This window comes from Streptacidiphilus carbonis (assembly GCF_000787775.1).
In the GTDB taxonomy this organism is placed as follows: Bacteria; Actinomycetota; Actinomycetes; order Streptomycetales; family Streptomycetaceae; genus Streptacidiphilus; species Streptacidiphilus carbonis.
The window spans coordinates 33,038-46,044 of record NZ_BBPM01000061.1; the positions used below are offsets into that span (position 1 = coordinate 33,038).

At 69.8% G+C, this 13,007-nt stretch carries 15 protein-coding genes and 2 tRNA genes; 6 read left to right on the forward strand and 11 right to left on the reverse strand.

The window, feature by feature from the left end:
* Nucleotides 1-50 precede the first annotated feature (50 nt).
* The 4 genes from TR46_RS31615 to TR46_RS31630 all read left to right on the forward strand — a co-directional run bounded on the left by TR46_RS31615 (nt 51) and on the right by TR46_RS31630 (nt 4,673).
* On the forward strand, nt 51-1,505 hold the full coding sequence (locus TR46_RS31615) for a peptidoglycan D,D-transpeptidase FtsI family protein (protein WP_042408530.1): 1,455 nt from the start codon (nt 51-53) through the stop codon (nt 1,503-1,505).
* 220 nt (nt 1,506-1,725) lie between these two features.
* A complete protein-coding gene (pknB, locus tag TR46_RS31620) occupies nt 1,726-3,684 on the forward strand; it encodes a Stk1 family PASTA domain-containing Ser/Thr kinase (RefSeq protein ID WP_042408533.1) in 1,959 nt (652 codons plus the stop codon).
* Nucleotides 3,685-3,891: 207 nt separating this feature from the next.
* Nucleotides 3,892-4,242 (forward strand): hypothetical protein, encoded by a 351-nt coding sequence (locus tag TR46_RS31625; protein WP_152626794.1) that lies wholly within the window; start codon nt 3,892-3,894, stop codon nt 4,240-4,242.
* Nucleotides 4,239-4,673, forward strand: coding sequence for a type II toxin-antitoxin system VapC family toxin (locus TR46_RS31630; RefSeq protein WP_042408538.1), 435 nt, complete (start codon nt 4,239-4,241; stop codon nt 4,671-4,673). Before TR46_RS31625 ends, TR46_RS31630 begins: the two co-directional genes overlap by 4 nt.
* Before the next feature lie 15 nt (nt 4,674-4,688).
* On the opposite strand, the gene TR46_RS31635 is transcribed toward TR46_RS31630, so the two are convergent.
* From TR46_RS31635 to TR46_RS31655, 5 genes are all read right to left on the reverse strand, one after another.
* Nucleotides 4,689-5,456, reverse strand: a complete 768-nt coding sequence (locus TR46_RS31635) for a class E sortase (RefSeq protein ID WP_042408541.1) — start codon at nt 5,454-5,456, stop codon at nt 4,689-4,691.
* A 64-nt stretch (nt 5,457-5,520) separates the two neighbouring features.
* The gene (locus TR46_RS31640) at nt 5,521-6,582 is read right to left on the reverse strand and encodes a class E sortase (RefSeq protein WP_042408544.1); all 1,062 of its coding nucleotides are present in this window, start codon (nt 6,580-6,582) and stop codon (nt 5,521-5,523) included.
* Complete coding sequence (locus TR46_RS31645; protein WP_042408547.1) at nt 6,579-7,220, reverse strand: aminodeoxychorismate/anthranilate synthase component II; 642 nt, start codon at nt 7,218-7,220, stop codon at nt 6,579-6,581. The genes TR46_RS31640 and TR46_RS31645 overlap by 4 nt, the downstream gene beginning before the upstream one ends.
* Entirely contained in the window at nt 7,220-7,543 is a 324-nt protein-coding gene (locus TR46_RS43300; RefSeq protein ID WP_052433264.1) for a hypothetical protein, read from the reverse strand. Before TR46_RS43300 ends, TR46_RS31645 begins: the two co-directional genes overlap by 1 nt.
* A 155-nt stretch (nt 7,544-7,698) precedes the next feature.
* The gene (locus TR46_RS31655; protein WP_084719110.1) at nt 7,699-8,391 is read right to left on the reverse strand and encodes a DUF881 domain-containing protein; all 693 of its coding nucleotides are present in this window, start codon (nt 8,389-8,391) and stop codon (nt 7,699-7,701) included.
* Between the two features lie 255 nt (nt 8,392-8,646).
* Between TR46_RS31655 and crgA the strand changes: the two genes are divergently transcribed.
* Nucleotides 8,647-8,901, forward strand: coding sequence for a cell division protein CrgA (gene crgA / locus TR46_RS31660; RefSeq protein WP_042408551.1), 255 nt, complete (start codon nt 8,647-8,649; stop codon nt 8,899-8,901).
* Nucleotides 8,902-9,148: 247 nt separating this feature from the next.
* On the opposite strand, the gene TR46_RS31665 is transcribed toward crgA, so the two are convergent.
* Together TR46_RS31665 and TR46_RS31670 are read right to left on the reverse strand one after the other, a co-directional pair.
* Nucleotides 9,149-10,009, reverse strand: a complete 861-nt coding sequence (locus TR46_RS31665) for a rhomboid family intramembrane serine protease (RefSeq protein ID WP_042408555.1) — start codon at nt 10,007-10,009, stop codon at nt 9,149-9,151.
* A 175-nt stretch (nt 10,010-10,184) separates the two neighbouring features.
* Nucleotides 10,185-10,709 (reverse strand): peptidylprolyl isomerase, encoded by a 525-nt coding sequence (locus tag TR46_RS31670; protein ID WP_042408557.1) that lies wholly within the window; start codon nt 10,707-10,709, stop codon nt 10,185-10,187.
* A 212-nt stretch (nt 10,710-10,921) separates the two neighbouring features.
* Here TR46_RS31670 and TR46_RS31675 point away from each other — a divergent pair, with 212 nt between their 5' ends.
* Entirely contained in the window at nt 10,922-11,758 is an 837-nt protein-coding gene (locus tag TR46_RS31675) for a DUF5324 family protein (RefSeq protein ID WP_042408559.1), read from the forward strand.
* A 60-nt stretch (nt 11,759-11,818) separates the two neighbouring features.
* On the opposite strand, the gene TR46_RS31680 is transcribed toward TR46_RS31675, so the two are convergent.
* From TR46_RS31680 to TR46_RS31690, 4 genes are all read right to left on the reverse strand, one after another.
* A tRNA-Ala gene (locus tag TR46_RS31680) sits at nt 11,819-11,891 on the reverse strand.
* Between the two features lie 147 nt (nt 11,892-12,038).
* The gene (locus TR46_RS44725; RefSeq protein ID WP_236655606.1) at nt 12,039-12,170 is read right to left on the reverse strand and encodes a DLW-39 family protein; all 132 of its coding nucleotides are present in this window, start codon (nt 12,168-12,170) and stop codon (nt 12,039-12,041) included.
* Nucleotides 12,171-12,402: 232 nt separating this feature from the next.
* Nucleotides 12,403-12,476 (reverse strand) — tRNA-Ile (locus tag TR46_RS31685).
* Nucleotides 12,477-12,576: 100 nt separating this feature from the next.
* The coding region (locus tag TR46_RS31690; protein WP_042408593.1) for a DUF3566 domain-containing protein at nt 12,577-13,007 on the reverse strand (431 nt) is incomplete at its 5' end.

Consider the following 13,007-nt stretch of genomic DNA (forward strand, 5'->3'; position numbering starts at 1 on the left):
CGCCCGCAGCCGGGCACCTGACCTGCTTTCGGTACCCAGGGAGAAGCCGAGTGAACAAGCCCATCCGCCGGGTGTCGGTGTTCTGCCTGGTCCTGGTCCTCGCGCTGATGATCAGGGTGAACTACGTCCAGGGCGTCCAGGCCAGTTCGCTCGACAAGAACACCAACAACAAGCGCGGCCTGATCGAGGCGTACAGCTACCCCCGCGGCCAGATCATCGTCGGCGGCAAGCCGGTCACCAAGGACATCGAGGTCGACGGCAACACCTACAAGTACAAGCGCGGCTACACCGACGGGGCCGTCTACGCCCCGGTCACCGGCTTCTCCTCGCAGGTCTACGGCAGCAACCTGCTGGAGAACGTCGAGAACCCGATCCTCAGCGGCAACGACTCGCGGCTGTTCATCCGCAACACCCTGGACCTGATCACCGGGAAGCCCAAGCAGGGCGGCGACGTGGTCACCACCATCGACCCCAAGGTGCAGACGGCCGCCTACAGCGCCTTCACCAGCGCCGGCAAGAAGGGCGCGGCGGTCGCCCTGGACCCGACCACCGGCGCCATCCTCGGCCTGGTCAGCGTCCCGTCCTACGACCCGTCGACGATCGCCGGCAGCGACAACCAGAGCGCCTGGACCACACTGAACGCGGACAAGTCCCAGCCGATGCTGAACCGGGCGCTGCGCCAGACCTACCCGCCGGGCTCCACCTTCAAGCTGGTCACCTCGGCCGCGGCGCTGGAGAACGGCGTGATCACCGACATCAACGCCAAGACCGACTCGCCCGACCCCTACACCCTCCCGCAGACCACCACCCCGCTGCCGAACGAGGCCGGTGACAACTGCCTCAACGTGTCGATGAACGACGCGCTGAGGGTGTCCTGCAACACGGTCTTCGCCAAGATCGGCGACGAGATCGGCAACACGAAGATGGCCGCCGAGGCGGCGAAGTTCGGCTTCAACAGCTCCTCGCTGACCATCCCCGTGGGCGTCACCAAGAGCAACTACGACACCGGAATCAACCGGCCGTCCAACGCGCTGTCCTCGGTCGGCCAGTTCGACACCCGGGCCACCCCGCTGCAGATGGCCATGGTCGCCGCCGCGATCGCCAACAACGGCACCCTGATGAAGCCCTACCTGGTCGCCCAGGAGCGCTCGGCCAACCTGGATGTGATCGACACCACAAAGCCGACCGTGCTGTCCCAGGCGACCACCCCGCAGGTCGCCCAGGAGATCCAGACCATGATGGTCAACGTGGTCCAGAACGGCACCGGCACCCCGGCGCAGATCTCCGGCGCCACCGTCGGCGGCAAGACCGGCACCGCCCAGCACGGCGAGAACAACGCCGACAACCCGTACGCCTGGTTCGTCTCCTACGCCAAGATGGGCGACAAGCAGGTCGCGGTCGCCGTGGTCGTCGAGGACAGCAACGCCCAGCGCGACGAGATCTCCGGCTCCGGCCTGGCCGCGCCGATCGCCAAGAAGATGATGGAGGCCGCCCTCGGCAAGTGACCGGTTCCACAACAGCTGCCGCCGACCCGGGTTTCGCCCGGCCGGGAACCGCCGACACTCGATACCGGTCTCATATCAAGCTGCCCCTCCCGCGTCGGAACCGACTCCGGGCCCGGTAGCGTATCCGCAAGCAGCGGTGTGCCCTACCGGTGCCATGACCGCAGACCGCAGCAGGACCGACAGATCAACCTCGGCACTGGCGAGGGAGAGGGTTGGAACCATGGAAGAACCGCGTCGCCTCGGCGGCCGGTACGAGCTGGGCGGTGTCCTCGGGCGCGGCGGCATGGCAGAGGTCTACCTCGGCCACGACATCCGGCTCGGACGCGCCGTCGCCGTGAAGACGCTGCGGGCCGACATGGCCCGCGATCCGTCGTACCAGGCCCGTTTCCGCCGTGAGGCACAGTCGGCCGCATCACTGAACCACCCCTCGATCGTCGCCGTGTACGACACCGGCGAGGACTACATCGACGGGATCTCCATCCCGTACATCGTGATGGAGTACGTCGACGGGTCCACCCTGCGCGAGCTCCTGCACTCCGGGCGGCGGCTGCTGCCCGAGCGCGCCCTGGAGATGACCACCGGGGTGCTGCAGGCGCTGGAGTACTCACACCGCAACGGCATCGTCCACCGCGACATCAAGCCCGCGAACGTCATGCTGACGCGCAACGGCACCGTCAAGGTGATGGACTTCGGCATCGCCCGCGCCATGGGCGACGCCGGGATGACCATGACGCAGACCGCGGCGGTCATCGGCACCGCGCAGTACCTCTCCCCGGAGCAGGCCAAGGGCGAGCAGGTCGACGCCCGGTCCGACCTGTACTCCACCGGCTGCCTGCTGTACGAGCTGTTCACCATGCGCCCGCCGTTCGTCGGCGAGTCCCCGGTGGCGGTCGCGTACCAGCACGTGCGCGAGGAGGCCCAGCCGCCCTCGGCCTACGACCCGGAGATCCGGCCCGAGTACGACGCCATCGTGATGAAGGCGCTCGCCAAGGACCGCGACTACCGCTACCAGAGCGCCGACGAGATGCGCGCCGACATCGAACGCGCGCTCGACGGGCTCCCGGTCGCGGCCGCCCAGACCGTCGCCTACGGCGCGGGCCAGATGGCCGGCTACGGCCAGCAGGCCGACCCGTACGGCCGCACCACGGCCATGCCGCAGCAGTCCGGCGCCGCCGGGCAGACCAGCCTGCTCCCGGGCGTCGGCCAGGGCTACGACGTGGGCGGCGACGGCTACGACAACGGCCAGGGCTACGACGACGGCTACAGCGGCGGCCGCAGCGACCGGCGCAAGGCCGGCGGGAGCGGCGGCAACCGCAACACCTCGTGGATCATCCTCGGGGTCGCGGCGGTGCTGGTCCTGGTCGGCGCGTACTTCGTGGCCACGTCGATGTTCAAGGGCAGCGGCAGCACCACGGTGTCGGCACCCCAGCTGGTCGGCGACGACTTCGCCACCGCGCAGACAGCGGTCACCAACATCGGCAACAAGATCACCGTGGTCAAGGGCACCCCCATCTCCTGCGACCCCAACACGGCCGACAAGGGCAAGATCTGCACTCAGGACCCGGTCGCCGGCACCACCCTGAAGTCGGGCCAGGTCATCACCGTCCACCTGAGCACCGGCGCAGCGGCCAAGGCAGTCCCGGATGTGTCCAACAAGTCGGTCCAGGACGCCACCTCGGCCCTGAACGCCGCCGGATTCACTCTGGGCACCCAGACCGAGCAGCCGAGCGACACCGTCGACAGCGGCAAGGTCATCGGCACCACCCCCGCTGCCAACTCGCAGCAGCCGCTCGGCTCGACGATCAACCTGATCGTCTCCTCCGGCAAGGCGCAGGTGACGGTGCAGTACCTGGTCGGCAGCCAAGGCACCTCAGCGCAGACGACCCTGACCAACGCCGGGCTGAACCCGCTGACCACGGTGAGCCCCACGTTCAACACCCAGTACCAGGCCGGCGCGGTGATCTCCGAGCAGGTCAACGGCCAGGACGTACCCCAGTCGGGAGCCCAGGCCGCCAAGGGCGCCAACGTGAACCTGGTGGTCAATCCGCAGACCGCTCCGTCCTCTTCCGCCCCCAGCAACGGCGCCTCGGCGTCGGCGTCGGCGAGCCAGAGCACGGGGATCATAGGAGGCTTCACCGGAGGGAACAACGGCGGCAACGGCGGCGGCAACGGGCATTAGCCCCAGCCACCGGGTAACCCCGCGACACCCGAGAGGGGCTGTGGACGCCGCACAGGCGTCCACAGCCCCTCTCGGCTTTCTGCTGTCCCACCGCGTCCCACTGCGGCTGACGCAATCGCAAGCGTGCTATCAGGCATCAGGTACCCGATCGGTGTCCATGTGCCCGACAGCTTCTGCACTGTCGGGCATACGGGTACGCTGTAGGGCATGGAGACCAGGACGCCCCCCAGCCGCAAGCGCTCTTCCCGCCGCGGGCACCACGCCGACGAGCCGATAAGTGCTCTCAGCATGCGCGAGCTGGGCAAGCTGACCGTCGAGCAGGTGTCTGGGATCGACCATCCCGTGCCGGTTACCAGCAATGGTCGGCCGGTGGCCTGGTTGGTTCCGATGTCTCCCAGCGAGCGGCGTCGCGCCGAGATGATCGCCGAGGGGACGCTGGAGCCGCGCCGCCGTGAGGACCTCACGGCCTGGTCCCCCGAGCCGCCTTCCGCTTCCGATGAGAACGAGTCGATTCTCTCCGAGCTCCTCCTCGCCATGCGCGAACAGGAGCGGACGTGATCTACCTCGACTCCTGCGCCTTGGTGAAGCTCCTGATCAGTGAGAAAGAGACACCGGCGCTCGAGCAGTTCCTCGACGGCCACCGCGCCGAAATGGTCAGCTGCCAACTGGCAGTCACCGAGGTCATTCGCGTCATCCGCCGTTCCTGCTACGACGCCCAGCGCAGGCTGACCGCCGACCAGTCCGTCCTGGACCACCGCCTCACGCTGGCCGCACGCCTCCTGGACCGCATCGACCTCGTCGTCGTGAACAAGACCGTCTTCCTCGCCGCCGCGGCCTTGTCCGAGGACCCAATGGTCGGCTCGTTGGACGCGATCCACCTTGCCAGTGCCCGCACTATCGGCCCGGACCTGTCCGCCTTCGTCACCTACGACAAGACCCTCGCCCGCGCGGCCACGTCCGTCGGCCTCCCGCTCGCCCAACCTGCCTGACCCGCGACGCCTGCCTCACCGCAGCTCCGCAGGAAGGTCGCGGGCTTTGTCCACAGGTTCCGTGCGGGTCAGGGAGGCCCAGACGGCCATGCGGTAGCGGGAGGTGTAGGCCGGGGTGCAGGTGGTGAGGGTGAGGTAGTGGCCGGGGTGGTGATAGCCGGATTCGGGTGGGATCGGGGCGGTGACGCCCACGTCGTACTTGCTGGTCTGCTGCAGGGTGCGGTCGACGGTGTAGACGTACCAGGTGGTGCGGGTCTCCACGACGACCTTGTCGCCGGGCCGCAGCTGCGGCAGGTCGTGGAACTTGGCGCCGTGGCCGTCCCGGTGCGCCGCCATGGCGAAGTTGCCGGAGCCGGCCCAGGGCATGGCCGCGGCGTAGGGCTGCTGGTAGACCCCGGCCACCCCCTCGTTGAGGACGTCGGTGCCGGTGCCCAGTTTGATCAGGACCTCGTAGTCCTTCCCCAGCCTGGGGATGTGCAGGAAGCCCACCCCGTCCCCCGCGCGGTAGACCCGGGGCGCCGGCGGCCTGGCGTCCGCGCCCGACCCGGCCCCGGCCGGGGGCGCGGCCCAGGACTGCCGGACCCGGGCCGCGTCGCCGGCGGCCGTCCGGTCGGCGACCACGTCGGTCCACCAGAGCGAGTAGACGACGAAGAGGCCCAGCAGCATCCCGAGGGTGATCAGCAGCTCGCCCAGCACGCCTGCGGCCGCCGTCAGCGGGCGACGGAGGCGGCGACGGGGACGGCGGGGACGGCGGAGGCCGGGAGAGGACGGCGAGAGGGGCATGGGGACGGTTCTCCTCGGGCGCGGGGCCTGCGGTCCGTGACCGCACGCCCCGCCCGACGCCCCGTCAGCCCGTCTGCAGCGCCGCGGGCTTCTTGCCCGAGCTCTTCGGCAGGTCCTCGGTCATCGTGCCCCAGACCGCCATCCGGTACTTGGAGGTGAACTCCGGCGTACAGGTCGTCAGGGTGATGTAGCGGCCCGGCTTGGTGTAGCCGGACTGCGGCGGCACCGGCTGGATCACGCTGACGTTGGTCGGCGAGGTCTGGCCGAGCGTGCTGGTCACCGTGTAGGTGTAGTAGTCGTAGGCGGTCTCCACGACGACCTTGTCGCCGGGGACCAGCTTGTTGATGTAGCGGAACGGCTCGCCGTGCGTGTTGCGGTGCCCGGCCAGCGCGAAGTTCCCGGTCCCGTTCCACGGGAAGGCCGTCTCCAGGTCGCCCGTGTAGTGCCCGACCAGACCGTTGTCGAGGATGGACTCCTTGTCCACGCCCTCGGCGATCGACGTCATCACGTCCAGCTTGGGGATGTAGATGACAGCGAACTTGGTGCCGGCGGCTATGGAGGTCGGATAGGCCGGGTGGCTCTTGGAGGCGCTGCCAGCGGAGGAGCCGTTCGGCCCCCACTGCTGCTCCAGGGTCTTCACCGCGCCGTGCGCGTAGTTGTCGGCGGCGACGTTGGTCCACCACAACTGGTAGGCGACGAACAGGAACATCACCACGCCCAGGGTGATGAACAGCTCGCCCATCAGCCGAACCGCGATGATGCCGACGCTCTCCTTAGGCTTCGGCGGCCTCGGCCCGGCCGGGGCCGAACGGCCGCCGCCCCGCCGTCTGGACCGCTGCTGGGCCCGGCGCCGCTCGGCCCGGCCGCCGACCGCCGCCACCGACTGCTGCTGCTGCGCCGACGCGCCTGGCATCGCCCAGCGGGGAACCCGCAGCTTGAGCGTCTCCGAACCGTCGTAGTCCGGCGAACCCTCGGAGCCCGCGAAACCCTCAGCGCCCGCAAAACCAGAGCCCGAAGATCCCGCAGAGCCGTCCCCCTCGGGCCAGTAGACGCTCGGCTCCGAAGCGGCGTCGCCGCGGTCGTCGACGTTGTCGTCACTGCCGCGCTCCGGGCGCAGCGCGGTCATGCGACGGCCCGCCCGATCACCGGCGCAAGGCCGGCCGAGCGGGCGACGGCGTCCGGGTCGCCGCACTCCGCCAGCCAGTTGGCGAGCATCCGGTGGCCGCCCTCGGTCAGCACCGACTCCGGGTGGAACTGAACGCCCTCCACCGGCAGGTCGCGGTGGCGCAGGCCCATCACTATGCCGGAGTCGGTCCACGCGGTGACCGCCAGCTCGGCCGGCACGGTGTCGCGCTCGACGGCGAGCGAGTGGTAGCGGGTGGCGGTGAGAGGGGAGTGCAGTCCGGCGAACACGCCCCCGTCCTCGTGGATCACCGCCGAGGTCTTGCCGTGCAGCAGTTCGGGCGCGCGATCGACCACGGCGCCGTGGGCCACCGCGATGGACTGCAGCCCCAGGCAGACGCCGAACAGCGGGATGCCCGCGGCAGCACAGTGGTGCACCATCTCCACGCACACCCCGGCGTCCTCCGGGGTGCCGGGTCCGGGCGACAGCAGCACCCCGTCGTAGGCGTCCGCGGTGACCGAGTCGACCGACACCTCGTCGTTGCGCACCACCTCGCAGACCGCGCCGAGCTGGTAGAGGTACTGGACCAGGTTGAAGACGAAGCTGTCGTAGTTGTCCACGACGAGGATGCGGGATCCCATCAGGCAGCGACTCCGGTCGGTACGAGGGGCACATAGGTCGGTAGGGCGGCCCCGTTCAGCGAGGGCGCCGTGGACGACGTGGACGACGTGGACGGCTTGGCGGACGACGTCCCCGTGGACGGCTTGGCGCTGGGGCTGCCTACCGGCTGCACGCTGTTGGTGCCGCCGTTGTCCACTGTGACGTCACCGAAGGGGAGCAGCGGTTCCGCCCAGGGGAAGACCCATTTGAAGAGGACGGCCACCACGGCGACGAACAGCACCAGCGAGAGGAAGGCGCGCACCAGGGCGTTGCCGGGCAGCCGGTTCCAGATCCAGGCGTACACCGCGCTCCCTCCTCCACGTCTCCGATGTCACTGCCGCACCAGCGTACGGGGCGATCGCCGCTCCGGGTGCGGCACCCGGCCAGCCTTTACCCGAGTCATTTCCCGGACCGCTGCCGGGGCTACCGCCGGAACCGCTGCCGGGACCGCTGCCCGGACTACTGCTGGGCCTGCGCGTACTGCAGGTCCACCGTGCCCGTGTAGGCGGGCAGGGTCATCGCCCCGGAACGGTCCAGCTTCCAGCCGAGGCCGTAGGCGGCCACGTACTGGAGGTAGTTCTGGATGTAACTGTCCTGGTCGAGGGCGGCCAGCAGCTTCTGCTGGACGCCCACCGCCCGGATCACATAGGGAGGGGAGTAGACCCGGCCCTGGAGGATCAGCTGGTTGCCGACGCAGCGGACCGCGCTGGTGGAGATCAGCCGCTGGTCCTGGACCTGGATGCCGGTCGCGCCGCCCCGCCACAGCGCGTTGACCACGGCCTGCAGGTCCTGCTGGTGCACCACCAGGTCGTCCGGCTGCGGCTGCGGCACCCCGGGGATCTTCGCGGTGGCCCCGCTGGGCGCGTCGTTGAGGGTCACGGTCACCCCGGCCCCGCTCAGCGGGTCGAGCCCGGCCTGCTGCTCCAGCACCGCGAGCCGCTTGGCGTCCTCCGGGTTCGTGACGTGCTGGGCCGCGAGCGCGTCGATCTGCGCCCGCAGCGCGGCGACCGCGCTCTCGGACTCGGCGTTCTGCTGGCTCCGCTGCTGTATCAGGTCGGTGAGCCGGAGCAGGGTGTCGTCATTGCGGAGCGAGGTTCCGTGCGCGGTCTGAGAACTCACATAGAACAGAAACCCGGCCAGCGCGAAGACCATACATGTCGCGATACGCCCGACAATTCGGGTGCGCTTGGGTGACGGTTCGGTCCCGGGATCGGTCACGGGCGGAACTTCTTGCGAATCTGCCACGTACCCTTATCTCCTTCTGACTCCGCAAGCCACTACGCTAACGGACGCTGGAGAGGTGTGCGGCGCCCCCGGGCCCCGCATCATCCGCCTGCCCACACAACCCCACAGCTCAGCAGGCGCCCTAGTGCCATGCAGTGCAGCGCATCGACAGGAGTGCTCCTCGTGCCGAAGTCCCGGATCCGCAAGAAGTCGGACTACACTCCGCCGCCGACCACGGTCACGGCGGTGAGGCTGAGTTCGGGACGCAGTTGGGTCGCACCACTGATGCTGGCGCTGTTCCTGGTGGGCCTCGTGTGGATCGTCGTCTACTACGTGTCCAGTGCGTCCTGGCCGATCTCGGCCATCGGCAACTGGAACATCGTGGTGGGCTTCGCATTCATCGCAGGCGGGTTCGGCGTCTCCACGCAGTGGAAGTAGCGCCCGGCAGCGGCGGCGTTGTCCACATGGTTATCCACAGTGGGGAAAACCATGACTATCTGTGGATAACTTGATTCCCCAGCCGCACAAATCCCCGGCAGCCGAGCCGTACAGGCGTATGAATCAGCAGGTGAACGCGGGTAGACCAGGATTCACACAGGTGGCCCGCACACCAGTGCGGGCCACCTGTGGACAACCGGGGCCCAGTCACCGCCGCCGACCGGTCGTCGACTGATCGTTCCGATCGTCAGCTGATCGTCGCCACCCCGACCAGGGTCGCCACCAGCACCAGCACGAACACCACCGCCACCGAGCCCGCCTGCACCAGGGCCCGCCTGCGCGGCGGACTGGCCGGCGCGTGCGCCAGGCCGAAGCCGATCAGCAGGCCGCCGACCAGGCCGCCGATGTGCGCCTCCCAGCTGATGCCGGGGATCGAGAAGGTCGCCACCAGGTTCACCACCACGATGGCCACGATGGGCCCCAGCGAGAAGCCGCGCCTGCGCTGGATCACCAGCAGCGCGCCCAGCAGCCCGAAGATCGCCCCGGAGGCCCCCAGCGCCGCGGTGTCCGGCGCCGCGATCAGCTGCAGCGCCGAACCGGCCAGGCCGGACACCAGGTACAGCGCCAGGAAGCGCCAGCGGCCCAGCAGCTGCTCCAGCGGCGGCCCGAGCACCCACAGCGCCCACATGTTCATGGCGATGTGCAGGATCGCGGTGTGGAAGAACACCGAGGTGATCAGCCGGTACCACTGGCCGTCGGCGACCCCGTTGCCCCACATGTACAGGTGGTCCAGCTGGTTGGCGTCCAGCACCTTCCAGGCCAGCACCCACACCACCACGTTGATCCCGATCAGGATCCTGGTGACCAGCGCGCGGTCGCCGACCAGCCGTCCGCCGAACTCGGTGCGCGCCTCCCGAACAGCCGTGTTGCCGCCGTGCACGCACTCGCGGCACTGGAAGCCCACGGCCGCCTCGACCCGGCACTCCGGGCACACCGGACGCCCGCACCGGGTGCAGGACACGCCGGTCTCCCGCCCCGGATGGCGGTAGCAGTCCGGCAGGGTGTGCGCCTGCGGGTGGTCGGACGGTGCGGGCTGGTCGGAGAGCATCTCATCCTGCCTTCGTGGTGCCTTCTCAGGCAGCGCCTTCTCAGGCAGCGCCTTCTCAAGACATGCTCCAGGCTCGGCACCCGCAGGACAAGCCTGTGCCGGTGGCGGCACCGGACCCGTGAGCGCCCCGCCGGGCGGCGCCGGACGGGCCCCAGGCCCGAGGTCCGGTCCGGAACTAGCGGCGCGAAACCTGCACCGACTCGATCACCACGTCCTCGACCGGGCGGCTGGACGGATTCACCTCGGTGCCCGCGATCGCGTCCACGACCTTGCGGCCGGCCGCGCCGGAGACCTCGCCGAAGATGGTGTGCTTGCGGTTCAGCCAGGTGGTCGGCGCGACGGTGATGAAGAACTGTGAGCCGTTGGTGCCCGGTCCGGCATTGGCCATCGCCAACAGGTACGGGCGGTCGAAGGCCAGGTCGGGGTGGAACTCGTCGGCGAACTGGTAGCCCGGACCGCCGGTGCCGGTGCCCAGCGGGTCGCCGCCCTGGATCATGAAGTCGGCGATCACCCGGTGGAAGACCGTGCCGTCGTAGAGCGGCGCGTGCGACTTGGCCCCGGTGCGCGGGTCGGTCCACTCCCGGGCGCCCTCGGCGAGCTCCACGAAGTTGGCCACCGTCTTGGGGGCGTGGTTCGGGAAGAGCTTGACCTCGATGTCCCCGTGGTTGGTCCTGAGAGTGGCGAACAGTTCCTCGGCCACGATGAGCCTTCCTTCAAGCGGTGCGGGTCCGACACCGGGAATCCTCCCATGCCCTGCACAAAGCGGCGCAAAGGAGCAGGATGCGAGGTGACGCCCGGCACGGTCCGGTCCACCCTGAAGCCGCACCGGCGCGCCTTGGATCGTTCCCGGGCGCATGAACCTTAACTGGGTGGACAGGTGAGAAATGGGACGTCATCGAGGAGGAGGTACTGGTGACCCGCATCGACGCAGCGCGCGAGGCTGCCGGGAAGACCCGGGAGCAGCTCGCCCCTTATGCCGTGAGCGCACGGGACGCGGCAGCGCACTACACCGACGAGGCATGGCAGCGGCTGGCCCCGCGCATCGAGGCCGCCGTTGAGCAGGCGCGTGCTGCGGCAGCCACGGCGCAGCAGGCCGCCCAGAGCACTGTGGACGACAAGGTGACGCAGCGGGTGGCCCCGCTGCTGGGGCAGGCCAGGGACCACGTCCCCCCGGCGGTCGAGGATGCCGTGGGCAGCGCGGCCAGGCGCACCCGTCGGGCGGCCAGGGCGGCCCGCAGGTCGGCCGCCGCGGCGGCGGTCCAGGCCCGGGAGGCCGCCGCACCGGCGGTCGCCCACGTCTGGGACGAGGCCGCGCAGGCGGCGGCCCAGGCCGCCCAGGTGGCCCACGACCGCGGGGCGGCGGCGCTGCCCGTCCTGCGCGGGCAGGTGTCCCCGGCCGAGGTCGAGGCGCTGGCCGCCCGGCACAGCCACGCCCGGCGCTCCCGCCGGATGCGGCGGATGCTGGTGCTGATCGGCCTCGGCGCGGTGGCCGGCGGCGGCCTGGCCGCCTGGAAGTGGTGGCAGAAGCAGAGCAACCCCGACTGGCTGGTGGAGCCCCCGGCGAGCTCCCTGCCGCTGCGCTCCACCCCGGCCACCGGTGGAACCGGCTCGACCGGCTCCACCGCGTCCGCACCGCTCGGCGCGATGGCCGACGACTCGGTCATGCCGCTGGACCCCGACGTCGAGGCCAAGGCGGCCGCCGAGGACGAGGACGACACCGAGAAGCCGGGCCGCAAGAAGAAGGCCTGAACGGAGCAGAGGTCCCCACCCGGATGTCCGGGTGGGGACCTCTGTACTGCTCTGTGTCTGTGGAGCCTAGGGGAGTCGAACCCCTGACATCCGCCATGCAAAGACGGCGCTCTACCAACTGAGCTAAGGCCCCTCAGCGGGACCTTTTCGGAACCGCCGCGCACCAGGGTACCGGTTCCCGGAGGAAATCCTGACCTCCATTGTCCCGGGCTCCCGGACCCGGTCTGCCGACGGGCGGCCTGCCCGGCGAGCGGGCCGTCAGCGGGCCCTCAACGGGCCGTCAGCGGGTGCCGACCGGGACCGCGTCCGTCGCCTCGGTCCACAGGTCCTGCTCGGCGCGGTCCGCCTGGACCTGGCGGTACACAAAGTACCCACCAAGAGCAGCCAGGACTACCAGGAGAAGCTTCTTCACCGCGCGACCTCGTCCTTCTGTGCCGGTACTGGAACGGCGACAGCCGGGAGGGGCTGCCGTCCTTCCGGCCGATGATACACACCCGGTAGCCGGCGCCGGACGGGCTGCGCTCGGGCCCCACGACAGGGGGTTGACGTGCTGTCAGCTGTCCGGCGGCGGCCGCGGCAGCCGGAGCTGTGGTGACGAACCGCAAGAGGCGGACACCGTTTCCGGTGTCCGCCTCTTGCCGCGGTGGACCTAGGAGGACTTGAACCTCCGGCCTCTTCCTTATCAGGGAAGCGCTCTAACCGTCTGAGCTATAGGTCCGCGCTGCGTTGCGTTGAAAGATTAGCGCACCTATGCCGATCTGCCCAAATCCGTTCGCAGCCCCCGTGGCGGCGGGCTGCGAACGGTTCGCGGAGGGCTGTTACTCCTCCTCGGCGAGGGTCAGCTCGACGCCGCCGGTGATGCCGGCCGCGGTGTTGTAGATGAAGGAGGCCAGCGTCGCCAGGGCGGTCATCAGCACCACGTCGATCACGGCGATCAGGGCTGTGAAGGTCAGCACATTGCCGAAGGACAGGTACGACTGGAGGTCAACCCCGCCGGTGGTGTCCGAGCCGGTGGCCTGCTTCAGGGTGCCGCCGATCGAGCTGAACACCCCGGCGGTGTCCAGCACCATCCACAGCAGCGAGACGCCCACCACGGTGACGATGCCCATGGCGATGGACAGCAGGAAACTGACCTTCATCACCGACCAGGGGTCGGTGCGGGAGACCCGCAGCCGGGCCCGGCGAGTGCGGCCCGACGGCGGCGCGGCAGGTCCGGCCGCGGGGCCGGAGCGCCGGGACGGCGGTGCGG